Below are 24,910 nucleotides of genomic sequence, written 5' to 3'. Positions count from 1 at the left end.
GCGCACCCGGAGCCCGAACGCCGATGAAAGCCGCCCTCGCCGCCGCCCTTCTCCTTGCCGGCACCGCCGGCGCCCATGCCCAGAGCTGCGGCGGAGATTTCGGCCAGTTCGTCGAAGGCGTGCGCCAGGAGGCGATCGCACAGGGCATGTCGCAGGACGCGGTGCGCCGTGCCACGTCCGGTCTTCGCATCGACCAGCGCGTCCTCCAGCGCGACCGCGCGCAGGGCGTCTTCCAACAGGCATGGCTCACCTTCGCCGGCCGGATGATCAGCCAGAACCGGCTCGATCGCGGCCGTCAGGAACTCCAGCGCAACGCCGCGCTCTTCCGCCGCATCGAGGCCGAGACCGGCGTTCCCGGCGCAGTGCTCACCGCCTTCTGGGGCCTCGAGACCGATTTCGGCGGCTTCCTCGGCGATTTCGAGACGCTGCCGGCGCTGGCGACGCTTGCCCATGACTGCCGGCGGCCGGAGCTCTTCCGCCCGCATCTCCTCGCCGCCATCCAACTCGTCGACATGGGCTATCTGGAGCCCGAGCAGATGCGCGGCGCTTGGGCCGGCGAGCTCGGCCAGACCCAGCTCCTGCCGGAAGACTACATCCGCTTCGGCACCGATGCGGACGGCAACGGACGCATCGACCTCATCCGCGATTCGGCCGACGCGCTCTTCACCACCGCCAAGTTCATCCAGAACCTTGGCTGGCGCCGGGGCGAGCCCTGGATCGAGGAAGTGCGCGTGCCCGACGACTTTCCCTTCGACCGCGCCGGCGTTTATGCGCGCGAGCCGCGCAGCGCGTTCGCTGCGCTCGGCGTCACGAAGGCCGACGGTTCGCCGCTGGAGACCGACGGCCTGCAGGCCTCCATCGTGCTGCCGCAGGGCCGCGGCGGCCCTGCGTTCCTGACCTTCGCCAATTTCGACATCTACATCGAGTGGAACAACTCGCTCGTCTACACGCTCTCGGCCGCCTATTTCGCGACCCGCCTCGACGGCGCGCCCCGTGTGCGCGAAGGCAATCCGCGCCCCGGCCTCGATGCCGACCAGATGGTTCGCCTCCAGCAGCGCCTCCAGGCGCGCGGCCATGACGTCGGCAAGATCGACGGCATTCTCGGCGCCGGCACGCGCGCGGCCGTGCGCGCCGAGCAGATTCGCCTCGGCATGCCGGCCGACGCCTGGCCGACGAGCGAACTCCTCACGGCGCTGAACTGACTTCGATGGCGCGCGTTCCGCACCTTCCGAGGCGCGGAGCGCCGGCCACTTACACCGACGAGCGGCCGCCACCATATCCTGAGCAGACCTCGTCATCAGACGGGGATGCCAGCGCGAAGGATGACGGCACGATGACCGCGACCGACTTCATGTCCCGCTACGAGCAGGAGGAAGAGGCCCTTTCTCTCGCCGACAGGACCCGCCGCCTCGAACGGATGGCACGGTTCGCGCGCATGATGGACACCGCCGTGCGCATCCCCGGCACCAACATCCGCTTCGGTGCCGACGCGGTGATAAGCCTCGTGCCCGGCCTCGGCGACGGGGCGGCCGCCTTGATGGGCCTCGTGATCGTCAATGAGGCGCGCAAGCTCGGGCTACCCTACCACAAGATGGCGCGCATGATCGGCAATCTGGGCATCGACGCGGTGTTCGGCGCGGTACCCATCGCCGGCACGTTCTTCGACGTCTATTTCAAGGCCCACCTGCGCAACATCGACATCATCCTCGACCATTTCGAGTATGACGAGCACGACCTGAAGACGGACATGAAGGACGTCACACCCCGCCTCTGATACGATTGCGGCCGTGCCGAACCATGCGTTAGCCTTACCCTCGAACGCAGATCGGAGAGCCGCCATGATCGCCAGGGTTGCGCGTTACTCGCCGGCGGCCCGGCTCCTGCACTGGCTAGCGGCGTTCCTTGTCCTCGTCGTGTGGCCGATGGGAATGGCGATCGGCTTCACGACCGACGAGGCGCGCAAGCTGACGCTCTACATGCTGCATGAGTCGCTTGGAATGGCGATCCTCTGGGTGATGCTTGCACGGCTCGCTTTCCGTCTGCTGCGCCCGCCCCCTGAACTCCTGCCGATGCCGCGCTGGCAGAAGCGACTCGCCAACACCGTTCACTGGGCGCTCTACGCCGTCCTGATCCTGCAGCCGATCTTCGGCTTCCTTGCCACTAACGCCTTCGGCTTCCCCCTGGACTGGTTCTGGACGATACCGCTGCCGAGCCCAGTCGGCGAGAACCATGCGCTGGCCCCTATCCTGATGGGCGTGCATGTCGCGCTCGGCTACACGATCCTCGCACTCTTCGTGCTGCACATGGCCGGTGTCCTCTATCACACGCTTCTGCGGCGGGACGGGACGCTGCGGAGGATGGCCTAAGTCACCAGCGTCGAGTGCCGGCCATGTACCGCTCGGCCTCCGGCCCGAAGGTTTGGCGGAGTGTCTCCTCCTCTCCTGCAATGAAGCGGCTGGTCACGATAGGCGGGAAAGCGAAAGCGATGAACAGCGCGGAAAGCGCGCCTGTCAGGAGGGCGACGCCGAACACTGAAAGCGCCATGCCGGTGTAGATCGGATTGCGGTTCAGCCGGAACGGCCCTTCCACGATCAACGTCTTCGGCACGTCGCGCGGCTCGATCGATGTCGACTTGCGGTGGAACCACATTGCGGACCATGCGATCAGGCCGACACCGGCAGCCACGAAGAGCGCACCGATCGCGGTAACCGCCGTCCCGCCGAACGACCAGATCGGCAGGATCAGTCCGGCGAGCCATGCGAGGATGGCCGTCCCCAGCGCCCAGATCGGCGGAAGATCGGGAAATTCCCTTCGCACAGCGCGCATGATCGGAACCTCGGCTCGTGACTACTCCAGCAGTTTCCCATGCGCACCGACTAGGGCGCCGCGCGTCCTATCGGATGCGCAAAGGTCGCTATGACATTTGTATTTACACATCAGGTGTTCCGAAAGCCGGACGCGGATTTCGGGCCGATTCTGGAGGCTCAGTCGGCCATCGTTTCGAGGCTGGCGTACCCTTCGGCCGCACCGCCTTCGTCGAAAGGCGTCGTCACCTCTACGAAGGTGTCGGGGTAAAAGCCGTTGAAGCGCGTGCGCAGCGAAAGCGAGTAGGCGCCGATATGGCCGATCTCGATCCAGTCCCCCGTATCGACGGTTTCCGGCAGCCAGAAGGGCCGAGACAGGATATCGACCGAGTCACAGGTGGCCCCGCAGACGCGGAACGCGCTGATCGTCTTGGCGTCGCCCGTGCGACGTGTGCGCGCCGGATCGGGAATGAAGCGTGCCGGCAGAGTGATCTTGCCCGTCCAGCTGTCGGACAGGGAGGCCCAGATCCCGTCGTTGATGTAGAGGCGCCGGCCCTTGCGCAGGAGGACGCGCACGATCAGCGAGAACGCTCGCGCCACGACCACGCGCCCCGGTTCGGCCACGAGCGGAATGTCGGTGAAGCCCCACTCATCGAGATCGGAGCGTAGCCGCGACATGATCTGCCCGAGACCCGGCATGACGGGCTTCTTGCGGCGCGGGTCGTGGCCATATTCGGCTGGAAAGCCGCCCCCGACGTCGAGGCCTGCGAGCGGCACGTCGGCCCGGTTGCGCACCCAGTCCGCGGAGGCGAGCGCGCGCTCGTAGGTCTCGGGGTCCTCGATCTGGGAGCCGACATGGAAGCAGAGCCCGACCTTGAAGCCGATGCGGTGGCAGCGCTGCAGAAGCTCGACCGCGTGGGCGGGCGTCGCACCGAACTTCTTGGAGAGTTCGTAAGCGGCATGCCCCTTCGTCTGGATGCGCACGAAGATGGTGATTGTCGCGGGGTCGAGATCGAGCGCCCGGACCACACGCAGGATCTTGGCCACCTCGTCCTCATGGTCGAGGCTCATCACCCGGATGCCGTAGGTCTCCAGAGCGAGGCGAATGTCGGACTGCGCCTTGATCGGATGCATGTAGAGCATCTCGGCGTGGGGCGCGACCGCGCGCACCGCCGCGAACTCGCCGGGCGAGGCGACGTCGAAGGCTTCCACGCCGGCCTTCGACAGCGTTTCGAGCACCATCGGCTCGCCGTTGGTCTTCACGGCATAGGCGGTGCGGCCGGGAAAGCTCTCCATGAAGGACCGCGCATCGGCAGAAAGGACCTGAGGTCGAAAGCAGTAGACAGGCACATCCGGTCGAAGCGCCAGTGCCGCCTCTGTCGCGGTATTGAAGGTCTGCAAGGAATAGCGCTCCGGGGATTTCGCGTTGATGCGGGGAGATAGGTCGACTGCGCGACATGACGATGATGAGCCTCGCGTATCCCCTCCCTGATCACGCTGCACAGCGACCCGGGGGCGCGTACGCCTCCAATTCGTCAACATTTGCGAAAATTTGGTGACAAGCTTTGGACGAGAGGAACCTTAATTCTCAACGGGTTGAGGGCATCGGTCACAAGTTCGCCACCAGTCTGCAACTTTTCTCTCTTTACGAAGTTGAAAGACTGATTAACACTGTAACATCTCGTGACGAGGAGGTCGCATTATGGAAATCACGCGTTCGCTGAATTTTCTGCTCGCCGGCGCGGCCTTTGTGTTCGTCGGCGCCCTCGTGGCTGGCGTCATCTCCTGACGATCATGCCCGTCTGATCCGGACGGACATGAAGGAACACACGGCATAAGAAAGGCCGGCCCTCGGGTCGGCCTTTTTCTTTTCCGGAGTACAAGTTCGGCACGGTTTTCGGACGCCGCCGCCGGCATCAGGCTGCGGCAGCGCCCTCGTTCCCTTCCACGGCCATCGGCCCGGGCCGCAAGCCGAGAATGTGGCAAATGGAGTAGACGAGGTCCGCCCGGTTCATCGTGTAGAAGTGGAACTCGCCGACCCCGCGCTGCGTCAGATCAAGCACCTGCTCGGCGCAGACGGCCGCGGCGACATGCGCGCGGGTCTGAGGATCGTTCTCGAGGCCCTCGAAGCGCCGGGCGAGCCAGGCCGGCACGTTTGCGCCCGTCGCCTCGCTGAAGCGAGCGATCTTCACGAAGTCGTGGATCGGCACGATGCCGGGCACGATGGGTACATACACGCCTGCGCGGCGAACGCGCTCCACGTACCGCTCGTAGACGTCGTTGTCGAAGAAGAACTGGGTGATGGCGCGCGTCGCGCCGTTGTCGACCTTGCGCTTGAGCAGATCGATGTCGGTCGCGAAATCCGGGCTTTCGGGGTGTTTCTCGGGATAGGCCGAAACCGAGATCTCGAATTCGGGATCGATCGCCTTGAGGCCGGCCGTCAGGTCCGCGCCGTTGCGATAGCCGTCATCGCGCGGCACGAAGGCGCTACCGGCACCGCCCTGCCCGTCGCCGCGCAGCGCCACGAAATGCTTCACCCCGGTCTGGCGGTACTGGTGGATGACCTCGTCGACCTCGGCGCGCGAGGCATCGACGCAGGTGAGGTGGGCCGCCGGGTCCAGATCCGTCTCGCCGAGGAGGCGCTGGATGGTGTGATGCGTGCGCTCGCGCGTCGAACCGCCCGCACCGTAGGTGACGGAGACGAAGCGCGGGCCGAGCGGCGCCAGCCGCTGGATCGCCGTCCAGAGGGAGGCTTCCATCGCCTCGCTCTTGGGTGGAAAGAACTCGAACGAGACCTCGATCCCGCCGGCTCGCTTCTGAACCATCTCGCGTCTCTCCTCAGGCGCTTATCTTCAGGGCCGCCGGCTCGCTGGCCGCGCCGCAGTCGCGGCCGATCGCCACGAGAACCGTCAACTGATCGCCGCCCTCGGCTGTCGGCTCGAGAAGGCGGATCGTCTCGACTTCGAGATCGACCGCGCGCAGGAAGCCCTCGATCGCGTCCGCCGAGAAACCGAGCCGGACATGGGCGTGGTCTTCGCGCAGGAACTCGTGGCCATGCAGAGCGAAGTCGACGACGGCGAGCCGCCCGCCGGGCGCGAGCGCCCGAGCAGCCTCGCGCACCGCGGCTTGCGGATCGTCGAGATAGTGCAGGACCTGATGGAGCGTGACGAGGTCGTAGGCGCGCGGCTCCACCGGAAGATGATAGGCGTTGCCTTGGCGCACCGAGACACGCGAAAGCTCGGCCGCGTCGAGCTTGGCCCGCGCGACCGCCAGCATCTCGCGGGAAGCGTCGATGCCGACCGCACGGCGTGCACGGCCCGCAAGAAGTTCCAGCATCCGCCCCGTGCCGGTGCCGACATCAAGGATGGACTCGAAATCGTCCGGGCCGAGAGCCTCCACGAGCGCGGCTTCGACCTGGGCGTCAGGGACGTGCAGCGAGCGGATGCGATCCCAGCTCTCCGCATTCTCGGCAAAGTAGCGTGCGGCATGCTCGGCCCGGCGCAGGCGTACCGCCTCGAGCCGCTCCACATCGCGCGCCAGAACAGCATCGTCGGCCGACAGCGGTTCGCATGCGGCTGCCAGAAGGTCAGCGACTCCAGGCTCGTCCGAAACGCGGAAATACGCCCAGGCGCCTTCCTGGTAACGCAAGAGAATGCCGGTCTCCATCAGGAGCTTGAGATGGCGGGAGATCCGCGGCTGCGACTGTCCGAGCACGAAGACGAGGTCGCTCACGGTCAGGTCCTGACGTGAGAGCAGAAGGGCCAGACGCAGACGCGTCGGCTCGCCGAGAGCCTTCAGGCGCTCGACCGTCAGGTCAAAGGAAATTGACTTCGTCACCGGCACGTCCTCACATATAAGGATATCCTTATATTCCCCTCTTCGCATTGACAAGGCGGTGCCGGGCGCGGTGCAAGGCAGTATGGCGGCGACGGGACGAAGACGGGCGATAGACAGGGCGCTGACAGCGCTCCTGCCGCGCGTGCCCTACCTTGATGCGGAAGCGATCCGCGCGGCGACTGGCCGCCGGCATATGCGCGAGCTTTCCGTCGACGCCGCGCTCTGGCTGGCGACGCTCGCCCATATTCGTCATGCGCATACCGAATACGATGCGCTGCGCGACGAGGGGTACGGACGCGAGGAAGCGCGCTTTTTCGTGGTGGAGGAGGTCAACGCGGTGTTGGACCGCTGGGGCGCCGGCCGCAGGCTCGTGTCAGAGCCGGGACCGGAAGAGGCTTGGCCGGACTGAAATGCCGGCATGACATCGCGGGCACGACGTGTAGCGCGCGATGACATACCAGCTGGCCGAGCCCATCGGGCCAGCGTGCCGCCGGCTTTCGCCGGCCGGTGTGCGACTAGTCGCGGAACAGGCGGACGCGGGTCTGCGGGTCCTGCGCGTGCAGGGCGATGATGCGGCGTGCCTGCTCTTCACGAGCCTGGATCAGACGGTCGAAGGCGCGGCTGCCGGCGGACTTGAGGCGGGTCATCATGGTTCAAACTCCGTACTTTACGTTCACGGAGGTTATTCGGTGCAGCGCCCGTTCGTTAGGCATCTCATCGCATGGCAGCCATGTCGGAAGCGCTAGGCCGAGTAGATCCACTGCTCCGGCAAGCGAGCCTCGAAGCTCTCTCCGCGCTTGATAACACCCGGCTTCTCGACCCAGGCGACAAGGCCCCGGCGATGGCGCGCTGCGGAAACGAAGCGCAGGTCGAGGCCTTCCTCCCCAGGGCAGTGTGCGGCGACCGAGCGCCCGGCAAGGCGACAAGGTGCGTTATCGCCGTCCACCTTCAGGGTGACGCCGCCCTCGAAGAAGAGAAGGGTGCGCGGCGGCAGCCATGTCATCCGCTGTATTCCTTCGACGAGCATGTTGCCGCCGATCCATTCTGCCCGAAGCTCCGCGATGCCCAGGCTCTCGGCGATCTCATCGAGTTCGGCGGGTGAAAGGAGCGAAAGCTGGCGTTCGTTGCGAATTTCCGTCCCGCGCCGATACCAGGGCTCGCGGCCGCCGCTGAGGCGCGTCTGGCCGCCATGTCGGTCCTGCGCGATGCCGTCGAAGCCGAGTTCCAGCGCATCGACCGCCTCGGTGACGAAGTCCTTGCCGCGGGAGCGGTAGAGAGCGCTCGCTCGGCCCAAGATCTTCCGGGCGCGATGGCGCGTCGGCGTCGCATCATCCATCACGGTCGCTCGCCCCCTCCGGCGTCCGAAAGGTTGCGACCCGGTAGACGTACACGATGACGATGCCCACGATGACGACGTTGGACACCGGTCCGACATAGGCGTCGACCTCGGAGAAATTCTGCCCGAGGATATAGCCCGCGAGGGCAAGCCCCGCCGTCCAGATCGCGGTGCCGATGGCGGAGAAGCCGATGAAGACCGGGAACGGCATGCGCGAGAGGCCGGCGGGAACGGAGATCAGCGTGCGCACAGTCGGTACGAGACGCCCGAGGAAGACGGCCCATACGCCGTAACGATGGAACCAGACTTGCGCCGTACGAACGTCGTCAGGCGTCATCGTCAGCCAGCGGCCGTGCCGTGCCGCCAGCTTCTCGATGCGCTTCTCACCGAAAGCGAGCCCGAGCCAGTACCAGGGGATGATGCCGAGGAGTGAACCGATCGTGCCGGCGATGATCACCGTGATGATCGACATCTCGCCGCTCGCGGCCTGATAGCCGGCCAGCGGCATGATGATCTCGGAGGGAATTGGCGGGAAGATGTTCTCGAGGAACATCAGGAGCGCGATCCCGTAGGGACCGAAATTCTCCATCAGCGATCTGACGAATTCGTCCACCGTCCATCCTTGTCCGCGAAGCGAAAGCGGGGAGCGTCGTCGAAAGCTTAGTCGAGCGGCGCCGGCGCCTTCAATGCAGCGCTCAATGTGGCCGCGACCTGGTTCTCCGTATAGGGCTTCTGAAGAACCTCACAGGTCTGCCATTCCTCGCTGACGCCACTGCGCCCGTATCCCGTGGCGAAGACGATGCGGACGCCGCGCTCGCGCAACATCTCGGCGACGGGATAGACCTGCTCACCGCCCAGATTGACGTCGAGGATCGCGACATCGAGGGGCAGGCCAGCGGCCAGCATCTCCTTCGCCCGCGCCACGCGCATCGCCATGCCCGCGATGTCGCAACCAATCTCCAGCAGCATATCCTCGAGCTGCATGGCCACGAGGCTTTCGTCCTCTACGATGAAAACGCGCGTGCCGCTCGGCACGCTTTCGTCAATGCGCATCGGCACTTGCAACGGCCTCAACCTCCGAAAGTGGCACCTCGATCCGCCAGATGAGTTCGCCGGGCTGGATGGCAAGATCGAGCCGGCCATCAAGTTCGCCGTTGATGATCCTGTGCAACATCCTGATCCCGAAGCCTTCGGCGAGTTCCAGCGTGTCCGTCGCGAACCCGTGCTCACGCCATTCCAGTTGAAGAGCAGCGCGCCCCTGCACGTGGGCGTGACGCCACGAGACATTCAACTCGCCTTCCATCACCGAGAGGGCGCCGTATTTGGCGGCATTCGAGGCCAGTTCGTGCAACACCATCGCGAGAGCGATCGCAGCCTTCGGACGCAGGCGCGTCAACGTGCCATGCGTCGTCACGCGACGGGCTCCGTAGACGGCAAGTTCCTGCGCGAGAATTGCGTTCAGCTCCGCAGACTCCCAATGCCGATCGCTCAAAACGTCGTGAGCCTTGGAGAGAGCCCTGATGCGCGAATCGAAGGTCGCCTGTGCAACCGCGGGGCTGTGCCCCCCTCGCAGGCTCTGCCGGGCGATCGACTGGACCGTTGACAGCGTGTTCTTCACGCGGTGATTCAGTTCGTCTAGAAGGAGCCGTTGGCGCTGTTCGTGAAGGACCGAATCCGTGCGGTCATAAGCCTGAACGAAGACACCGGTTATGCGCCCTGCCCGATCACTGATCGGGTGAAAGGAAATGTCGAGATAAGCTTCGCAAATACCGCTCGCCCGGTTGAGAACGATGCGCTTGGCCTCTTCGGTGAAGGCGCGGCCAGTTCTGAACGTCTCTTCGAGTATGCGCAGAAGGCCCTGCCCTGCCATCTCCTGCAATGCGTCGCGAACGCTTCGTGTCACGACGTCGTGGCCGACGAACCGCACGAAAGCCTCGTTGGCGTAGGTGAAGAGGTGGTTCGGGCCGTGCAGCACGGCGATCATGCCCGGTGCGTTCTCGAACAGGCGCCGGAAATCGGTCGAGTTGTCGCGCGACTGGCGGGCGACCTCATCCGCCTCGCGGGCACGCTGCACGAGATCGAGCTCGCCCGGCAGGATGCGGAACGGCACCGAAGTGTTCTCGCGAAGCTTGACCAGCTCCGTCACGTCCACCGTGTTCTGCAGAATGTAGAGGAGTTCACCCTTGTCAGAAAAGAGAGGCGTGTGAACGGCGGTCCAGAAGCGCTCGACCATGCGCGTCTCGCCGTTCTCCTCCATCGCGATGGGATAGGGGATGTAGGCTAGAACGTCCGGCTCGCCCGTCTCGAGGACACGATCGAGCGAGGCGACCAGTCGGCGCCCACTTTCGTCGGTGTTCGGAAAAGCCTCCTCGACCCGCCATCCGAGAAGCTGGGCCTCCGTTCGACCGACCGTGATTTCGTAGGCCTGATTGACGGCAGCAAAACGCAAATCCCGGTCCAGCATCATGTGCGGGCCGGGGAGAGCACGGAAGAGTTGGCGGAAGGACAGACGATCCATGGTCCAGGGCGGCTCGATGCGAACTCACTGCAACGTGGGCGAGAAGAGCATCCCATCCCGCTCGCGACTTAACGTAGCGGAGGGTCCGGCAAGCTCAAGCGTCATGCCACGCGGAATAGTCCGCGTGGCTGGCGCTTGCGCCTGATCGCAGGTCAGCGCGTGAGACGCTTGTAGGTCGGACGCTTCGGGTTCACGCTGTCGGGGCCGAGGCGACGGATCTTGTCCTGCTCATAGTCCTCGAAATTACCCTCGAACCACTCGACGTGGCTGTCGCCTTCAAAGGCAAGAATGTGCGTCGCCAGCCGATCCAGGAACATGCGATCGTGGCTGATCACGACGGCGCAACCGGCGTACTCTTCCAGTGCGTCCTCGAGCGCGGCAAGCGTTTCGGTATCGAGATCGTTGGTCGGCTCGTCGAGCAGGATGACGTTGCCGCCCGACTTCAGCATCTTGGCGAGGTGAACGCGGTTGCGCTGGCCGCCGGAAAGCGTACCGACCTTCTGCTGCTGGTCCGGCCCCTTGAAGTTGAAGTTGCCGACATAGGCGCGCGAGTTCATTTCGTACTTGCCGAGCTTCATGATATCGACGCCGCCGGAAATCTCCTCCCAGACGGTCTTGGAGCCGTCGAGATGATCGCGGCTCTGGTCGACATAGCCGAGATCGACGGTCTCGCCGATCTTGATCTCGCCCGAATCCGGCTTCTCGGCGCCGGTCAGCATTTTGAACAGCGTCGACTTGCCGGCGCCGTTCGGTCCGATGATGCCGACGATGCCCCCCGCCGGCAGTCGGAAGGACAGGCCGTCGATCAGAACCCGGTCGCCATAGCTTTTGGTCAGGTTCTCGACCTCGATAACCCGGTTGCCGAGGCGCTCGGAGGTCGGGATGACGATCTTGCCGTCCGCCGGCTTACGGTTCTCGGCGAGCTCCACCAGCTCGTTATAGGCCTTGATGCGGGCCTTCGACTTCGACTGGCGCGCCTTTGCGCCCTGAAGCATCCATTCGCGCTCCCGCGAGAGCGCACGGGCGCGGCTGTCTTCCTCGCGGCCCTCCTGCTGCATGCGCTTGGCCTTCTTCTCCAGATAGGCCGAGTAGTTGCCCTCGTAGGGAAGGCCGCGGCCGCGATCGAGCTCGAGGATCCAGCCCGTCACGTTGTCCAGGAAGTAGCGATCGTGCGTGATCATCAGCACGGAGCCGGTGTAGTCGCGCAGGTGCTTCTCGAGCCAGGAGATCGTCTCGGCATCGAGATGGTTGGTCGGCTCATCGAGGAGCAGGATGTCGGGCTTGGACAGGAGCAGCTTGCAGAGCGCGACGCGGCGTTTCTCACCGCCTGAAAGCGGGCCGACCTGCGCATCGCCCGGCGGGCAGCGCAGCGCGTCCATGGCCATCTCGACCTGGTTTTCCAGATCCCACAGGTTCTGTGCGTCGATGACGTCCTGAAGCTTGGCGCCCTCCTCCGCGGTCTCGTCGGAGTAGTCCATCATCAGTTCGTTGTAGCGGTCGAGGATCGCCTTCTTGTCGGCGACGCCTTCCATCACGTTCTCGAAGACGGTCTTCGTCTCGTCGAGCTTGGGCTCCTGCGGCAGGTAGCCGACGGTCGCGCCCTCTGCGGCCCAGGCCTCGCCGGTGAACTCCTTGTCGACGCCCGCCATGATCTTCAGGAGGGTCGACTTACCCGCACCGTTCGGCCCGAGGATGCCGATCTTGGCATCGGGGTAGAAGGACAGGTTGATGTTCTCCAGGACCTTCTTGTTGCCGTAGGCTTTGGTCAGGTCGGACATATGGTAGATGAACTGGCGTGCCATCGCGGGGCGCGTCTCCGGGCTCGTCGATATCGAAAAAGGTTGCGGCACAGGTAAGCCATGACGTGTTCATGGGCAACAAAGTGCGCGCGGATTTTATCGCATTGCACGCGGTCGGCGTCCGGGCGCTTGACCTTCAGGCCGTGACGGCCGATCCGTGCGCGAAGACCCCTTCGCCGGAGAGAGCCATGATCCGCCACATCGTCTTCTTCAGCGCCCGGGACAAGGCAGACCTCGCGCGCGTTCGCGACGGGCTCAAGGCGCTCGGCGAAATCGCGCATCACGACCGGTTCGAGGTGTGCGAAAACGGACGCGTCGATCCGATGGGCAACGACGTCGACGTCGTGGTCTATGCGGAGTTCGCGAGCTGGGAGGCGCTTGCGGCCTACAAGGCCGATCCGATCTACGCGCGCACGACGGCTGCCGTGCGCCCGTTGCGCGAGTTGCGCCTCTCGGCCGACTTCGAATCGACGATCTGATCAGGAGAAGCCAGCGGGATCGACCTCGCCGGAACGGCAGCCTTGCGCGGAGCGATCGGCCGCGAGAAGCATCGCGGCAAGCCCGTCGTCCGGGCGCCCGCTGAGCGAAAGCCGCAGCTCGCGGATAAGGCGGCGATCCTCCACCTCGACACAATCTACCAGAACCCGTGCGCCCGCGCCGCGTCCGAAAGCTTCGTCGAAAGCGGCGCGGATTTCGCGTGCCTCGAGCGTTTCGCCGATCGTCTCCTCGAAAAGCGTGCGAACCTCGCTCGCGTTCAGCGCCTCGAGAAGGTCCAGCGAAAGCGCGAAATAGGCTTCCTCGTCGCCGGAAAAGCAGGTGCCGTGCTTCCACCACTCGTGGCGGTCGAGGCCCGAGGCGACACCGGGCATGGCCACGGACAGTTCGCGCTCGAGCGCTGCGGTCAGCGCGACGGGGGGCAGGCGCTCCCAGTCCCCAGCCTCGTCGGTCGCGACGATCCGCGCCGGCACGCCGCAATATTCGCGCCCGCGCGGCTCCGGCCAGAGGCCGTGCAGCGCAAAGCCCACGTCATCGCGCCCGCCCGACCGGCATTCCGTGACGCGCGGCCGCGTTTCACAGAAGGCCGCCTGCCAGCTGACGGCAAGGACATAATCGTCCGCGGGAGCGACGGGCACCGGCGAGGCCCCGCCCAATGGCGGTGCGCTCGCCTGAACAGGCCCGCTCACGCCGTCGTCCTCCACGCGTCCGCAGCCATAGGCGACCCAGCGGCGCTCCGGCTCGGCACCCGGCACGACGATCATGTAGTGGCTGCCCGGCACCGCGTTGCGCCCGATCAGCTCGTAGGTCCGTCCCGCTTCCGTCGCGATGTCTCCGGGGTTGCGGTCCGGCTCGCGGATCGAGGGCGTGGCGGAGCAGGTCGCCTCCGCGGTGAAGACACCGACCATCGGCACCTGACCGGCGGAGGGCGACGTTGCGAGACCAAGGGGAAGGACGAGGAGAACGAGGAGGCGCTTCATAGCCGGACCATACATGACGGACGCCCGAGCGCCAGCCGATCAGCGCGCTTCGCCCGAGCGATGTGCCCAGCCCGTCATCCGCTTCTCAAGGAGCGCCATCAGCGCATACATCGCGATACCCTCGATGGCGAGCATCAGGAGGCCGGCGAAGACCAGAGGCACGTTGAACTGAGACTGCGCGCCGAGCATCATGAAGCCGAGCCCCGCATTGGCGGCCACCGTCTCCGAGACGACTGAGCCGACGAAGGCGAGCGTGATCGCGACCTTCAGCGAGCCGAAGAAATACGGCATCGAACGCGGGATGCCGACCTTCGTCATCACCTCCCATTTGGAGGCCCCGAGCGCGCGCAGAACGTCCTCCATCTCCGGCTCGATCGTCGCGAGCCCAGTCGCGACGTTCACGACGATGGGGAAGAACGCGATGAGGAACGCCGTCATGATCGCCGGTACGGAGCCCGTACCGAACCAGATCACCAGGATCGGAACGACGGCGACCTTCGGGATCGAGTTGAAGCCGATCATCAGCGGGTAGAGGCCGGCATAGATCGTGCGCGACCAGCCGACGAGGAGCCCGAGGCCGAGGCCGAAGACGACGGCCATCGCGAAGCCTGCCGTGGTGGTGAAGAGCGTCTGCAGCGAATTGGTCCAGATCGCCGGCCAGTACTGGTAGACCGCGCCGAAGACGACCGAGGGCGCCGGCAGGATGTAGACGGGCATCGCGAAGATGCGCACCGCCGCTTCCCACAGGACGAAAAGCCCGATCGTGTAGAGCCAGGGCGCGAGCCGGATCCAGTCGATCCCGCCTCCGGCGCGCGGCTTGGCAGGGGCGGACTCCACGGCGCGGATGTCGGCGGGAAGCTCGCTCATGCCGCTACCCTCGCCTCGGCGATCTCCGCCCGCAGTTCGTGGACGAGGTCGACGAAGCGCTTCTCGTACATCAGATCGAGCGGACGCGGACGCGCGAAGGGCACCTCGCGCTCCAGCTTCACCCGGCCCGGCCGCGCCGTCATCACGAAGACGCGGTCGGCGAGATAGGCTGCCTCGCGCAGATCGTGCGTCACGAGCACCACAGTGATGCCCTTCTGCGCGTGGATGTCACGGATGACGCCCCACAACTCCTCACGCGTGAAGGCGTCGAGGGCGCCGAAGGGCTCGTCCAGCATGATGAGGTCCGGCTCGTGGATCAGCGCGCGGCACAGATTGGCGCGCTGCTGCATACCGCCGGAGAGCTGCCACGGGAACTTGTCACCGAAGCCGGCAAGCCCCACGAGCGCCAGCAGCGCCTCGGCTTTGGCGACATACTCGGCCTTGTTGCGGCGCAGCCGCTTCTTGTGACGGTCGACGATCTCCAGCGGCAGGAGGATGTTGTCGAGCGTCGTGCGCCAGGGCAGGAGCGTCGGGTTCTGGAAGGCCATTCCAACGATCGACACCGGCTTCGTCACCCGTTCGCCCCCGACGGTGATCGTCCCCGCGCTCGGGCTCTGGAGGCCGGTGACGAGCTTCATCAGCGTGGACTTGCCGCAGCCGGACGGCCCGACGACGGCGACGAACTCCCCGCGCTTCACGTCGATCGACAGATCGTCGACGGCCAGCGTTCCGCCCTCGCCACCATAGCTGAGCGCCACCTTGTCGAGCGTGACGAGAGACATCGCGGTGCCCCTCAGTCTAGCATGCGCTCTGCCTGCGGCGGCAGGTACTGCGCGTCGAAGACGCGATCGGGCGTGGGAGGGTTGGACAGACCGACCGACAGCTTCAGGAGCTCGATCGAGCGGGCGAGCTTGGCTTCCTCGACGCCGCCGAAACCGTTCTCGCGCACAGCATCGGTGGCGATGTTCATGGCGTTCGCCATTTCCAGCCGCTCGACCTCCGTCTCCAGCGTTAGGATGTTGTTGGCGCGCAGCACCGCTTCTGCGCCAGCCTGCGGGTCGGCCACCGCATCCTTGAAGCCACGCGTCACGGCCTCGAGCACGCCACGCACCGCGTCCGGGTTTTCCTCGGCCCAGTCCGTGTTGACGAAGACGGCGTTACCGTAGAGGTCGAGACCGTGATCGGCCATCAGCATCGGCACGATGTTGTCCTCGGCAACGCCCTGTGCCTTGAGATTGAGGACGACCGAGAACGCGAAGCCGAAGACGGCGTCGACATTGCCCTGTGCCAGCATCGGCTCGCGCACAGGGAAGCCGACGCTTTCGATCGTGATGGCGGAGGTGTCGAGCTCGTTGACCTCCGCAAAGGCCGCCCATTGCGCAAAGGCGCCGTCCGGCGGCGGTGCGCCCAGCGTCTTGCCCTGCAGCGACGACGGTTCCTGCGTGATCCCTTTGTCGGCGCGGCCGACGATCGCGAAGGCCGGCTTCTCGTAGACCATCTGGACCGCCTCGATCGGCTCGTCCGGGTTTTCGTCGAGGAACTTGATCAACGCGTTAATGTCGCCGAATCCCATCTGGTAGGTGCCGGTCGTGATCCGGGGGATCGCCTCCAGGGAGCCGTTGCCGACATCGATAGAGACCGAAACGCCTGCTTCTTCGAAATAGCCGCGCTCCTGCGCAAGCAGGAAGCCTGCCGACGGCCCTTCGAAGCGCCAGTCCAGCGTGAAGCGCACGGGCGTGAGCTCCTGCGCGGACGCGATCGCAGGTGCAAAGGCGACCAGGAAGGATGTCGCGAGCATGGCGCGGCAAGGAAAGCGAAGCATCGAATAGTCCGTCGAGAGGGCAGCGATCCGCCATTGTTCGACGGAACCTCGTCGGCTCGCAAGCCGAAACTGCCTCTTATCCAAGCCTCTCGTAAGCGATGTACAATGTTTGTGCGATCTGCACCTTTGAGGGCCGTGAGCTGGACAGGATTCGGGCGAAATGGGAGGCGGGATGTTCGCGCAAGGTGAGGGGTTGCGGACGGCGACGGGCGCCATGGTCTGGCTCCGCCATCAGCCGGCAACAGGTGAAGGCCGCGCCGTTCTCCTCGTTTTTCACGGTCTGGCCGAGCATTCGGGCCGTTACGAGCGCTTCGCGGCCGAGATGTCCGCTATCGGCCTTCATGTCTACGCACACGACCATCGCGGGCATGGACGAACCAGCGCACCCGATGCTTCACCCCGGCGCTTTGCCGAGAAGGATGGCGCACGCCTCGTCGTCGAGGATTGCCGGGCGGTCTTCGACCACGCCAGGGCGCGCCATCCGAACCTGCCGATGGTGGTTCTAGGTCACTCGATGGGCGGGCTTATCGCCATGGCTTTCGCCCGCAGATACGGGCGCGATCTGGCCGGCCTTTGCGTGTGGAACGCCAATTTCGATGGCGCTCGCCTCGCCCCGCGGCTGACCGCACATCTCGTCCTGGCCGTCGAACGCGCGCTTATGGGGTCCGACGTTCCGAGCCCGACGCTCACGCACGCGACATTCGAGACATGGGGGCGCAGCGTCCCCGGCCGCCGCACGGAGTTCGACTGGCTGACCCACGACGAGGAGGCGGTCGATCGCTATATCGTCGATCCGCTCTGCGGCTGGAGCCCGACGATTTCCCTGTTTTCGGACCTCGTCACGCTGATAGCCGAGGGCGGACGAAGCCGCGGGCTGCGCGCTCTTCCAAGCGACCTGCCGCTGCATCTTCTGTGCGGCACGCAGGATCCGGCGACGGCCGGCGGCGCCGCGGTCCGGCGGCTTGCCGACTGCGCACGCGCGGTCGGGCTCCCGGTGACGCTGACGGTCGTCGAAGGCGCACGCCACGAGACGCTGCACGAGATCGCGCCCTATCGCTCCGCGGCCACCCGCTCGTTCAGCGAATGGATGGACGGCATCGCTCCGCCGCATCACCCCGCCGCTGGCGAAGCTTCCGAGTCCTCTTCTTCCGCGTCGCCCACATCCGTCGTGACGAAGGCGAGTTCGGAAAGCTCCTCCGGGGTCAGCACGTAGAGCTCCTCGGAGGGCGTGCGCATGGCATGGATCCAGGCGCGCGGATCGACTCCCATGTCGACCAGCAGTTCCTGGCAATCGGCCGTCGTGGACTGAATGTCGGCAATGGAGCGATCGAGATCGCGCGTCGTGTCCATGCCAGGGATCTCGACGGCATAGACCTGATGCAATCCGACCCAGGCGTTTTCGCCGGCCGTGCGTTCGACCCCGCCGGCGAAGAGCAGCGGGCAGGCCGAAGCGCAATAGCCGTCGTCCGGCACCACAGTGTCCATCTCGGCGTCGCGCACCGCGCGCGCCATGGCGATCGCATCCTGCACCGAACCGCCGGGCGAATGGAGATAGAGCGTCGCGGCCCCCTGCCCCTCGCCCTCGAGAAAGCTCTCCAGAAGGGATGCGGTGCCGGGATCGATCCGCCCGACGGCCGTGATGATTTCCGAGCCGGGCTCACGGGCGAAGCGCATCGGCTGGCTCATCGCCTCGCCACCCGCCGGCCCGTCATAGCCCGGCAACTCCGGCTCGCCGCGATCCGGCCCGACGGGAATGGTGCGCGGCAGATAGGGGCGGATCTGGTCCCCCGGAATGGGCCGCGAAAGCGGCATCGGCTGTGTGCGCATCGTGCGCGCCCGGTCACTCTCCGCACGGTAGATCGACACGACATCCTGCGAGAGCACCCAGCCCGTCAAGCCGATCACGCCGACGAACAGGCCTCGCAGGATCGCCCCGTCCGGGATCGACAGGACGAAGCGCTCGAAGCGAGAGGGGGAAGGCTCCTCACCGATCATCGGGGTCTCGTGCTCGAAGGATCAGGCCGGGCCGGCGCCGCGGCGCCCGTGGAAGGGTGTCGGCTGATTCTGCTGAACGATCTCGTCTGGAGACGGGGCGGGCCCCGGTGGCGACTCGGACAAATGTGACGCTGGCGCGGCGACCCCGTCGGCCGTGCCTGGAACGGGTGCCTGGGCGGCCGCGAGGCGGCGCTGTATCTCGAAGGCCCGCATCATGTCGGCCGCACTCATATCGACGAAACCGGCCTCGCCCTCCTCCCGGCGAATCTGGTCCTGCGTGATGACGAGGATGAGCACCAGCACGGCCGGCATCAGGTCGATGGCGATGGCGCCCGCCCAGGAGGGCAGGAAGTCTCCCGCATAACGGATCACCGCATCCGGCTTGGAGAGCGGCGTAAAGCGCATCGCCGCGACGGGCGGACGCGCGAGGATATCGTCAGCCGCGGCCGCGAGCGCGGCGCTCTGCTGGCGGACGGATTGCTCGACCCGCGCCAGCACCTCGCTCTGGCGGTCTCGCAGGCCGGGCTCCAGCCCGCCGGCGACCGGCGCGATGAAGGAGCGGCCGAGGTCCTCGGCGGCGCGGCGAACGGCCGGCGCAACCGAGGTCTGCTGGAGCGAGGCGACAATGCCGGACAGCGCCGTCGCCTGCTCGGCGAACTGGGTGGAGCGATCGGCGACAGGCCCCTCGCCCGCCACGAGTCGGCGCATCTCGGCCAGCCGCGTACCGCCTTCGTCGAAAAGCGTCTGCACCCGCTCGCGCGAGGAGCGGATTTCGGCGGCGAGCCCGTCGAGTTGCGTCGACATCTGGCTGAGAAGCTGGACGACGGTGCCGAGGCCCGACGTACCGGTCAGCGCGCCGGAAGACCGTTCCTCGTCGGCAAGGCGCGAGAAGCGCTGGGAGGCGAGTTCGATGTCCGGGATCAGGCTCTGCGCGGCGAGCGCGTTCTCGTGAGCCTCGTTCAGCCGCTGCTGATACTCCTCGGTGGTGACGGAAAGGTGTTGTTCCAGCGCCGCGCCGCCGGCGAGCGCGGCGGCGTTCAGCCAGGCCGACATCGCCATGATCATCACCGCGCCGACCGCCATCGCGAGATAAAGCATCCCGCGCCCGGCGCGCTGGCGCACATGCGGCATGATGCGCATGAGATAGGTCCAGAAGCCGTAGATCGCGACGGAAACCGCCACCGAATAGATGATCGCGCCGAGAAAGACCGTCGTCGGCGATCCGTCGATGAGGTCGCGCACGCCGATATAGGTGAAGACACCCGACCCCGTGGACAGGATCGCCAGCACCATACGCGTCATTAGGTCGAGCCGGCCGATCTGACCGCGAAGCGTGTAGGAATGCGATTGCGACATCGGCGGGATCCCTGTGCGGCCAAGACCGCGTTGAACGCGCGGTCGTAGCACGGCGTGCCGCCTCCAGTGCGATCACGTTAACGCGTGGTTAACCGCGAACGCCGCGCGATAGCCATCTACTGCGAAAGATAGGCGAGGTCGGGACCGAGATGGCAGCGCGCGACGCGCAGTTCCAGCGGCCGCCGCTGGTAGGACATGACGAGCCGCTTCAACGTCATCACGCTCGCGCCGGGAGCGATGCCGAACAGCGCCGCATCGGCCTCGTCGGCAGGCTCGCAGCCCACCTCCTCCACCTTGTGCGTCGCGAGGTCGTGGCCGATCCAGCGGCTCGCCGCGGCCATGTCGAGTTCGGCCTGGGTCATCGACTGCGAGGCCGCGCCCACACGCAGGCTGACCGTTTCGTGCATGAAACACCGGCCGAGATGGGTGCGGCGCCGTCCGAAGCGGATCACCGGCGTGCGGGGGGTGAGCCCCATCCGTTCCGCGACGGCGGGTTCGGCGAGATCGAGCGAGACGTCGTGGATGGTCACCTCGCCGGCAACGCGGCGGCCCGCCCGGTCGAAGATGTTGGAGAAGCGGCTGCGCATCGCCCCCGCTTCCGGATCGCAGACCACCGTGCCCTTGCCCTGGTGCCGCTCCAGGAGCTTGTGCTCGGTCAGGATGTCGAACGCCTTTCGAACGGTTCCGAGGCTGATGCCCAGAGAGCGGGCGATCTCCGTCTCGTTCTCGATCGCCTGCCCCGGCGCCCATTGCCTGGAGACGATGCGCGAGATGAACTCGTCGGCCACCTGTTGATAAAGCGGGCGGGTGTTGAATGGCTTGCTCAAGGACATCGGCGCACTCCCAGGCGTGGACATCGTCACAACCTTGAGTGGCACAACTTTAAGGCGCATTCAAGCGATCTTAAGAATGTCAGGCTCCGCCTTCCGACTGATTTAACCCGCTATCCAACGCCTTTCTGTATTAACACGAACGACATCATCTATCTTTGATTGCATAATCTTTGACTGAGATGGCCGAAAGTCGCAACGAGAGCGCGAAATAGATTACCGCCACGATCAGGAAGAAGGTGGGCACCGCGCCGAGGCCCCACCAGCCTGCGACGAAGCCCGCCAGTGACGGAATGACCACCCCGCCCGTCATCGCGGCCGAAACCTGAAAGCCGACAGCGTGGCCGGCGAGTTCTCGGCCGACGCGCTCGGGCGTCATGTGCATCAGCATCGGGAAGATCGGCGCCAGCGCGAAGCCCGCCAGTGCGAGACCGAGAACGCCGCTGCCTCCCGGATCGATCACGAACCAGAGGACCGAGGCGAGCGACACGGCGGCGCCGCCGCCGACAAGGCGCGCAGGTCCGATGCGGTCCGCCCCGAAGCCGAGGAGAACGCGCCCGGCGAAAAGCATGAACCAGAAGACGCCCGTCCAGAAACCCGCAGCCTCCACCGAAAGGCCCCGCGTCTGCGACAGGACGGCGAACGCCCATTGACCGAGGCCGATCTCCAGGCCCGCATAGACGAAGAAGGCGAGGGTCTGGAGTTGCACCCCCTTGTGGCGGATCGCCTCTCGCACGGGAGCCGGCGCCGTCGCGCTGTCATGAGCGGCCGAGACGCCGCCTGCCGCCGCCCACAGCCGCCGCGTCGCGATGAAAAGGACCGACAGCGCGATCATCGTCGCGGAGAGCGCACCGTAGCCGATGCGCCATTGGTCGGCCGCGACAGCCGCCGTCATCGCCAGCGGCCCGAGCGCGGCACCGAGCCCGAAGGCCGCATGCAGCCAGTTCATCTGCCGGGCCGAGTAATGTCCCGCCGCATAGGCGTTCAGGCCGGAATCGATCGCGCCGCCACCAAGACCGACCGCAAGGCCGAAGGCGAGGAAGATCGGCCAGGATGGCGCGAAGGCGAAACCGGCCAGTCCGAGGCCCGCGATAAGGGTCGAGCCGCCCAGAAGCCGCCCGACGCCGAAGCGGCGTAAAAGCGACCCCGCCGAAAGGCTGGAGCACAGGAAACCGATGCCGACGGCCGCAAGGCCAAGGCCGAAAGCACCTTCGCGCAGCATGAAACTGTCGCGCAACGAGGGCCACGCGACCCCGTAGGAGGCATCGGGCAGCCCGAGGCTGACGAAGCCGAGATACGTCAGGACCAGAAGGCCGCCCCCGCCCGCCAGCAGACGTCCGGGATTTGCGCCCCGCGCGCTCTCAGCCATCAAAAACCTCGATGGGCGGCCGGGAACGCCGGCCGCCCGGCCTCAGGCGATGCCCTGAGCGACCGCGAATGGAGCCTCGGTGTTCGCCCTGATGTCGTCGAGACTCGCCCCCTCGGCCAGTTCGACCAGCGTCAGGCCCGAGCCGTCCTCGGCCACTTCGAACACCCCGAGATCGGTGATGATCATGTCGACGACGCCCGCCCCCGTCAGCGGCAGCGTGCATTCGTTGAGGATCTTGGGGCTTGTCGTCCCGTCCTTGGCCTTGGCGACGTGCTCCATCACGACGACGACGCGCTTCACGCCGGCCACGAGGTCCATCGCGCCGCCCATCCCCTTCACCATCTTGCCGGGGATCATCCAGTTGGCGAGATCGCCGTTGGCCGCCACCTGCATGGCGCCGAGGATCGCGAGATTGATGTGCCCGCCGCGGATCATCGCGAAGCTGTCCGACGAGGAGAAGTAGCTCGTCGAGGGCAGTTCCGTCACCGTCTGTTTGCCGGCATTGATGAGGTCCGCATCCTCCTCGCCCTCATAGGGGAACGGCCCCATGCCGAGCATGCCGTTCTCGGACTGGAGCTGCACGCTCATGCCCTCGGGAATGTAGTTGGACACGAGCGTCGGGATGCCGATGCCCAGATTGACGTAAAAGCCGTCCCTCAGCTCCTTGGCGGCACGCGCCGCCATCTCTTCACGCGTCCAGGCCATCAGATTTCCTCCCCTGCGCCGGCAGCGGCACCGGCCGTCTCGCGCGGGCGCGTCGTCACGCGCTCGATGCGCTTCTCGAAGCCCTCGCCGAGATCGATCATCCGCTTCACGTAAATGCCAGGCGTGTGGACCGCGTCGCCGTCGATCTCGCCGGCTCCGACATAATGCTCGACCTGCGCCACCGTCACCTTGGCCGCCGTGGCCATCATCGGATTGAAGTTGCGCGCCGTCTTCCGGTAGACAAGGTTGCCTTCAGGGTCCGCCTTCCAGGCATGGACGAGCGCGAGATCGGCCTGCAGCCAGGTCTCCATGATGTAGCTCTCACCGTCGAACTCGCGCGTTTCCTTGCCCTCGGCGATCATCGTGCCGGCGCCGGTACGCGTGAAGAAGGCGGGAATACCTGCGCCGCCGGCACGGATGCGCTCCGACATCGTGCCCTGCGGGTTGAACTCGATCTCCAGCTCGCCCGCCAGATACTGCTGGGCAAAGAGCTTGTTCTCGCCGACATAGGACGAGATCATCTTGCGGATCTGGCGTGTCTCGAGGAGCAGGCCGAGACCCGCGCCGTCGATGCCGGCATTGTTGGAGATGACCGTCAGGCCCTTCACGCCCGATTCGCGAACAGCCTCGATAAGGACGCCCGGCATGCCGCAAAGGCCGAAGCCGCCGGCCATGATCGTCATGTCGTCGTGCAGAAGGCCCGCCAGGGCCTCAGTGGCGTCGGAATACAGCTTCTTCATCAGCGGGGTCCTCCAACCTGTCGCGCTCGACCTACTAAGACGAGCAGCCTCTTGCAAGCGGCACCCTCGCGCCCGCAGCATTGTAGTGGCTGCGCGAGCGTCATGTCGCATTCATACTCAATCGGCACGCGATGATCATCGTGCCGCCGCACCGGGAATGCAAAGCTCGCAGCCGCAGGTTTGCGACAGGATCACGATGCAGCGATTTTCCGGTTTCCAGCTCGTCGCCAAGGCGCTCAAGAGCAATCGCGAGTGGCGCTCGCAATGGCGGGACGCTGCGCCCAAGGCAGAGTACGACGCCGTGATCATCGGCGGCGGCGGCCATGGGCTGGCGGCCGCCTACTATCTCGCCAAGGAACACGGCATCACCAACGTTGCGGTGCTGGAGAAGGGCTGGATTGGCGGCGGCAACACGGGCCGCAACACCACCATCATCCGCTCGAACTACCTGTTCGAGGAGTCCGCCGCGCTCTACGACCACGCGGTGAAGCTGTGGGAGGGCCTGTCGCAGGACCTTAACTACAACGTCATGTATTCGGCGCGCGGCGTGCTGATGCTGGCCCACAACATCCACGACGTGCAGGTGTTCAAGCGCCACGTCCACGCCAACCGGCTGGCCGGCGTCGACAACGAGTGGCTGAGCGCGCAGGAGTGCCAGGAATTCTGCCCGCCGCTGAACATCGACGCATCGACGATGCGCTACCCGGTGCTGGGCGGCGCACTCCAGAGGCGCGGCGGCACGGCGCGGCACGACGCGGTCGCATGGGGCTATGCGCGCGCGGCCTCCGATCGCGGAGTCGACATCATCCAGAACTGCGAGGTGACGGCCATCGAGCGCGATGCGTCCGGCGCGGTAACGGGCGTCCAGACATCGCGCGGGCCGATCCGCACGAGGAAGATCGGCGTCTCCGCCGCGGGCAACTCCTCCGTCGTCATGTCGATGGCGGGCGTGCGCATGCCGCTTGAGAGCTACCCGCTGCAGGCGCTCGTCTCCGAGCCGATCAAGCCGATCTTCCCCTGCGTGGTGATGTCCAACACAATCCACGCCTACATCTCGCAGTCCGACAAGGGCGAACTCGTCATCGGCGCGGGCACGGACGCCTACACGTCCTACACCCAGCGCGGCGGGCTCCACATCGCAAACCATACGCTCGACGCCATCTGCGAGCTCTTCCCGCAGTTCCGGCGCATGCGCATGCTGCGCAACTGGGGCGGCATCGTCGACGTGACGCCCGACCGCTCGCCGATCATCGCCAAGACGCCGGTCAAAGGGCTTTACGTCAATTGCGGATGGGGCACCGGAGGCTTCAAGGCGACGCCGGGCGCGGGCAACCTTCTCGCCCACACGATCGCGCGGGACGAGCCACATCCGATCAATGCGCCCTTCACCATCGAGCGCTTCCGTGACGGCGTGCTCATCGACGAGGCGGCCGCGGCCGCCGTCGCGCACTGAGGCC

At 65.9% G+C, this 24,910-nt stretch carries 27 protein-coding genes; 7 read left to right on the top strand and 20 right to left on the bottom strand.

Annotation, left to right across the window (positions count from 1 at the left end):
• The first annotated feature begins 23 nt into the window (after positions 1-23).
• From H1343_RS06125 to H1343_RS06115, 3 genes are all read left to right on the top strand, one after another.
• Positions 24-1,202: a lytic murein transglycosylase gene (locus tag H1343_RS06125; RefSeq protein WP_185985025.1), complete on the top strand. Its 1,179-nt coding sequence runs from the start codon at positions 24-26 to the stop codon at positions 1,200-1,202.
• A 131-nt stretch (positions 1,203-1,333) separates the two neighbouring features.
• The gene (locus tag H1343_RS06120; protein WP_185985024.1) at positions 1,334-1,774 is read left to right on the top strand and encodes a DUF4112 domain-containing protein; all 441 of its coding nucleotides are present in this window, start codon (positions 1,334-1,336) and stop codon (positions 1,772-1,774) included.
• Positions 1,775-1,838: 64 nt separating this feature from the next.
• Entirely contained in the window at positions 1,839-2,366 is a 528-nt protein-coding gene (locus H1343_RS06115) for a cytochrome b (RefSeq protein WP_185985023.1), read from the top strand.
• A 1-nt stretch (position 2,367) separates the two neighbouring features.
• Here the strand turns inward: H1343_RS06115 and H1343_RS06110 are convergent, their stop codons facing one another.
• The 4 genes from H1343_RS06110 to H1343_RS06095 all read right to left on the bottom strand — a co-directional run bounded on the left by H1343_RS06110 (position 2,368) and on the right by H1343_RS06095 (position 6,641).
• Positions 2,368-2,826 carry a methyltransferase family protein gene (locus H1343_RS06110; protein WP_185985022.1) on the bottom strand — a complete coding sequence of 153 codons (459 nt, stop codon included), beginning with the start codon at positions 2,824-2,826 and terminating at the stop codon, positions 2,368-2,370.
• 158 nt (positions 2,827-2,984) lie between these two features.
• Positions 2,985-4,205: an alanine racemase gene (locus tag H1343_RS06105; protein WP_185985021.1), complete on the bottom strand. Its 1,221-nt coding sequence runs from the start codon at positions 4,203-4,205 to the stop codon at positions 2,985-2,987.
• Between the two features lie 515 nt (positions 4,206-4,720).
• The gene (gene metF, locus H1343_RS06100; protein ID WP_185985020.1) at positions 4,721-5,629 is read right to left on the bottom strand and encodes a methylenetetrahydrofolate reductase [NAD(P)H]; all 909 of its coding nucleotides are present in this window, start codon (positions 5,627-5,629) and stop codon (positions 4,721-4,723) included.
• 13 nt (positions 5,630-5,642) lie between these two features.
• Positions 5,643-6,641, bottom strand: a complete 999-nt coding sequence (locus H1343_RS06095; protein ID WP_246333367.1) for an ArsR/SmtB family transcription factor — start codon at positions 6,639-6,641, stop codon at positions 5,643-5,645.
• Positions 6,642-6,723: 82 nt separating this feature from the next.
• Between H1343_RS06095 and H1343_RS06090 the strand changes: the two genes are divergently transcribed.
• Complete coding sequence (locus tag H1343_RS06090; protein ID WP_185985018.1) at positions 6,724-7,050, top strand: DUF2293 domain-containing protein; 327 nt, start codon at positions 6,724-6,726, stop codon at positions 7,048-7,050.
• A gap of 106 nt (positions 7,051-7,156) precedes the next feature.
• Here H1343_RS06090 and H1343_RS17080 read toward each other — a convergent pair whose 3' ends face one another.
• The 6 genes from H1343_RS17080 to ettA form a co-directional block, all read right to left on the bottom strand.
• Positions 7,157-7,291, bottom strand: a complete 135-nt coding sequence (locus tag H1343_RS17080; protein ID WP_281374787.1) for a hypothetical protein — start codon at positions 7,289-7,291, stop codon at positions 7,157-7,159.
• A 92-nt stretch (positions 7,292-7,383) separates the two neighbouring features.
• Complete coding sequence (locus H1343_RS06085) at positions 7,384-7,977, bottom strand: MOSC domain-containing protein (protein WP_185985017.1); 594 nt, start codon at positions 7,975-7,977, stop codon at positions 7,384-7,386.
• On the bottom strand, positions 7,970-8,590 hold the full coding sequence (locus H1343_RS06080) for a DedA family protein (RefSeq protein WP_185985016.1): 621 nt from the start codon (positions 8,588-8,590) through the stop codon (positions 7,970-7,972). The genes H1343_RS06085 and H1343_RS06080 overlap by 8 nt, the downstream gene beginning before the upstream one ends.
• 47 nt (positions 8,591-8,637) lie before the next feature.
• Entirely contained in the window at positions 8,638-9,030 is a 393-nt protein-coding gene (locus H1343_RS06075) for a response regulator (RefSeq protein ID WP_185985015.1), read from the bottom strand.
• Positions 9,020-10,495 (bottom strand): HWE histidine kinase domain-containing protein, encoded by a 1,476-nt coding sequence (locus tag H1343_RS06070; RefSeq protein ID WP_185985014.1) that lies wholly within the window; start codon positions 10,493-10,495, stop codon positions 9,020-9,022. Before H1343_RS06070 ends, H1343_RS06075 begins: the two co-directional genes overlap by 11 nt.
• 152 nt (positions 10,496-10,647) lie before the next feature.
• Positions 10,648-12,297: an energy-dependent translational throttle protein EttA gene (gene ettA, locus H1343_RS06065; RefSeq protein WP_185985013.1), complete on the bottom strand. Its 1,650-nt coding sequence runs from the start codon at positions 12,295-12,297 to the stop codon at positions 10,648-10,650.
• 185 nt (positions 12,298-12,482) lie between these two features.
• Here ettA and H1343_RS06060 point away from each other — a divergent pair, with 185 nt between their 5' ends.
• Positions 12,483-12,773, top strand: coding sequence for a Dabb family protein (locus H1343_RS06060; protein ID WP_185985012.1), 291 nt, complete (start codon positions 12,483-12,485; stop codon positions 12,771-12,773).
• Here H1343_RS06060 and H1343_RS06055 read toward each other — a convergent pair whose 3' ends face one another.
• The 4 genes from H1343_RS06055 to H1343_RS06040 are packed head-to-tail and all read right to left on the bottom strand — an operon-like array spanning position 12,774 to position 16,458.
• Positions 12,774-13,769, bottom strand: a complete 996-nt coding sequence (locus H1343_RS06055) for a ribonuclease T2 family protein (RefSeq protein WP_185985011.1) — start codon at positions 13,767-13,769, stop codon at positions 12,774-12,776.
• Between the two features lie 39 nt (positions 13,770-13,808).
• A complete protein-coding gene (locus H1343_RS06050) occupies positions 13,809-14,636 on the bottom strand; it encodes an ABC transporter permease (protein WP_185985010.1) in 828 nt (275 codons plus the stop codon).
• Positions 14,633-15,418: an ABC transporter ATP-binding protein gene (locus H1343_RS06045; protein ID WP_185985009.1), complete on the bottom strand. Its 786-nt coding sequence runs from the start codon at positions 15,416-15,418 to the stop codon at positions 14,633-14,635. Before H1343_RS06045 ends, H1343_RS06050 begins: the two co-directional genes overlap by 4 nt.
• Before the next feature lie 11 nt (positions 15,419-15,429).
• Positions 15,430-16,458 carry an ABC transporter substrate-binding protein gene (locus H1343_RS06040; RefSeq protein WP_185985008.1) on the bottom strand — a complete coding sequence of 343 codons (1,029 nt, stop codon included), beginning with the start codon at positions 16,456-16,458 and terminating at the stop codon, positions 15,430-15,432.
• Positions 16,459-16,672: 214 nt separating this feature from the next.
• Here H1343_RS06040 and H1343_RS06035 point away from each other — a divergent pair, with 214 nt between their 5' ends.
• The gene (locus tag H1343_RS06035; protein ID WP_185985007.1) at positions 16,673-17,671 is read left to right on the top strand and encodes an alpha/beta fold hydrolase; all 999 of its coding nucleotides are present in this window, start codon (positions 16,673-16,675) and stop codon (positions 17,669-17,671) included.
• On the opposite strand, the gene H1343_RS06030 is transcribed toward H1343_RS06035, so the two are convergent.
• The 6 genes from H1343_RS06030 to H1343_RS06005 form a co-directional block, all read right to left on the bottom strand.
• Complete coding sequence (locus tag H1343_RS06030) at positions 17,569-18,453, bottom strand: COG3904 family protein (protein WP_185985006.1); 885 nt, start codon at positions 18,451-18,453, stop codon at positions 17,569-17,571. The genes H1343_RS06035 and H1343_RS06030 overlap by 103 nt on opposite strands.
• Before the next feature lie 21 nt (positions 18,454-18,474).
• The gene (locus H1343_RS06025; RefSeq protein WP_185985005.1) at positions 18,475-19,809 is read right to left on the bottom strand and encodes a hypothetical protein; all 1,335 of its coding nucleotides are present in this window, start codon (positions 19,807-19,809) and stop codon (positions 18,475-18,477) included.
• A 116-nt stretch (positions 19,810-19,925) separates the two neighbouring features.
• On the bottom strand, positions 19,926-20,642 hold the full coding sequence (locus H1343_RS06020; protein ID WP_185985004.1) for a GntR family transcriptional regulator: 717 nt from the start codon (positions 20,640-20,642) through the stop codon (positions 19,926-19,928).
• Positions 20,643-20,787: 145 nt separating this feature from the next.
• A complete protein-coding gene (locus H1343_RS06015) occupies positions 20,788-22,008 on the bottom strand; it encodes an MFS transporter (RefSeq protein WP_185985003.1) in 1,221 nt (406 codons plus the stop codon).
• Positions 22,009-22,050: 42 nt separating this feature from the next.
• A complete protein-coding gene (locus tag H1343_RS06010) occupies positions 22,051-22,713 on the bottom strand; it encodes a 3-oxoacid CoA-transferase subunit B (protein ID WP_185985002.1) in 663 nt (220 codons plus the stop codon).
• Entirely contained in the window at positions 22,713-23,453 is a 741-nt protein-coding gene (locus H1343_RS06005) for a CoA transferase subunit A (protein WP_185985001.1), read from the bottom strand. Before H1343_RS06005 ends, H1343_RS06010 begins: the two co-directional genes overlap by 1 nt.
• Positions 23,454-23,649: 196 nt before the next feature.
• On the opposite strand from H1343_RS06005, the gene H1343_RS06000 reads away from it, so the two are divergent.
• The gene (locus H1343_RS06000; protein WP_185985000.1) at positions 23,650-24,906 is read left to right on the top strand and encodes a sarcosine oxidase subunit beta family protein; all 1,257 of its coding nucleotides are present in this window, start codon (positions 23,650-23,652) and stop codon (positions 24,904-24,906) included.
• The last annotated feature ends 4 nt before the right edge of the window (positions 24,907-24,910 follow it).

This window comes from Aureimonas mangrovi, from assembly GCF_014058705.1.
Classification (GTDB): domain Bacteria; phylum Pseudomonadota; class Alphaproteobacteria; order Rhizobiales; family Rhizobiaceae; genus Aureimonas; species Aureimonas mangrovi.
This window is presented reverse-complemented; position numbering and strand designations above follow the sequence as displayed.

Bases quoted from the DNA above. Each gene is read 5' to 3' on its own strand.
- H1343_RS06125 (WP_185985025.1), top strand. From the start codon at position 24: ATGAAAGCCGCCCTCGCCGCCGCCCTTCTCCTTGCCGGCACCGCCGGC.
- H1343_RS06120 (WP_185985024.1), top strand. From the start codon at position 1,334: ATGACCGCGACCGACTTCATGTCCCGCTACGAGCAGGAGGAAGAGGCC.
- H1343_RS06115 (WP_185985023.1), top strand. From the start codon at position 1,839: ATGATCGCCAGGGTTGCGCGTTACTCGCCGGCGGCCCGGCTCCTGCAC.
- H1343_RS06110 (WP_185985022.1), bottom strand. From the start codon at position 2,826: ATGCGCGCTGTGCGAAGGGAATTTCCCGATCTTCCGCCGATCTGGGCG.
- metF (WP_185985020.1), bottom strand. From the start codon at position 5,629: ATGGTTCAGAAGCGAGCCGGCGGGATCGAGGTCTCGTTCGAGTTCTTT.
- H1343_RS06090 (WP_185985018.1), top strand. From the start codon at position 6,724: ATGGCGGCGACGGGACGAAGACGGGCGATAGACAGGGCGCTGACAGCG.
- H1343_RS17080 (WP_281374787.1), bottom strand. From the start codon at position 7,291: ATGATGACCCGCCTCAAGTCCGCCGGCAGCCGCGCCTTCGACCGTCTG.
- H1343_RS06085 (WP_185985017.1), bottom strand. From the start codon at position 7,977: ATGGATGATGCGACGCCGACGCGCCATCGCGCCCGGAAGATCTTGGGC.
- H1343_RS06075 (WP_185985015.1), bottom strand. From the start codon at position 9,030: ATGCGCATTGACGAAAGCGTGCCGAGCGGCACGCGCGTTTTCATCGTA.
- H1343_RS06070 (WP_185985014.1), bottom strand. From the start codon at position 10,495: ATGGATCGTCTGTCCTTCCGCCAACTCTTCCGTGCTCTCCCCGGCCCG.
- ettA (WP_185985013.1), bottom strand. From the start codon at position 12,297: ATGGCACGCCAGTTCATCTACCATATGTCCGACCTGACCAAAGCCTAC.
- H1343_RS06060 (WP_185985012.1), top strand. From the start codon at position 12,483: ATGATCCGCCACATCGTCTTCTTCAGCGCCCGGGACAAGGCAGACCTC.
- H1343_RS06055 (WP_185985011.1), bottom strand. From the start codon at position 13,769: ATGAAGCGCCTCCTCGTTCTCCTCGTCCTTCCCCTTGGTCTCGCAACG.
- H1343_RS06050 (WP_185985010.1), bottom strand. From the start codon at position 14,636: ATGAGCGAGCTTCCCGCCGACATCCGCGCCGTGGAGTCCGCCCCTGCC.
- H1343_RS06045 (WP_185985009.1), bottom strand. From the start codon at position 15,418: ATGTCTCTCGTCACGCTCGACAAGGTGGCGCTCAGCTATGGTGGCGAG.
- H1343_RS06040 (WP_185985008.1), bottom strand. From the start codon at position 16,458: ATGCTTCGCTTTCCTTGCCGCGCCATGCTCGCGACATCCTTCCTGGTC.
- H1343_RS06035 (WP_185985007.1), top strand. From the start codon at position 16,673: ATGGTCTGGCTCCGCCATCAGCCGGCAACAGGTGAAGGCCGCGCCGTT.
- H1343_RS06030 (WP_185985006.1), bottom strand. From the start codon at position 18,453: ATGATCGGTGAGGAGCCTTCCCCCTCTCGCTTCGAGCGCTTCGTCCTG.
- H1343_RS06025 (WP_185985005.1), bottom strand. From the start codon at position 19,809: ATGTCGCAATCGCATTCCTACACGCTTCGCGGTCAGATCGGCCGGCTC.
- H1343_RS06020 (WP_185985004.1), bottom strand. From the start codon at position 20,642: ATGTCCTTGAGCAAGCCATTCAACACCCGCCCGCTTTATCAACAGGTG.
- H1343_RS06015 (WP_185985003.1), bottom strand. From the start codon at position 22,008: ATGGCTGAGAGCGCGCGGGGCGCAAATCCCGGACGTCTGCTGGCGGGC.
- H1343_RS06010 (WP_185985002.1), bottom strand. From the start codon at position 22,713: ATGGCCTGGACGCGTGAAGAGATGGCGGCGCGTGCCGCCAAGGAGCTG.
- H1343_RS06005 (WP_185985001.1), bottom strand. From the start codon at position 23,453: ATGAAGAAGCTGTATTCCGACGCCACTGAGGCCCTGGCGGGCCTTCTG.
- H1343_RS06000 (WP_185985000.1), top strand. From the start codon at position 23,650: ATGCAGCGATTTTCCGGTTTCCAGCTCGTCGCCAAGGCGCTCAAGAGC.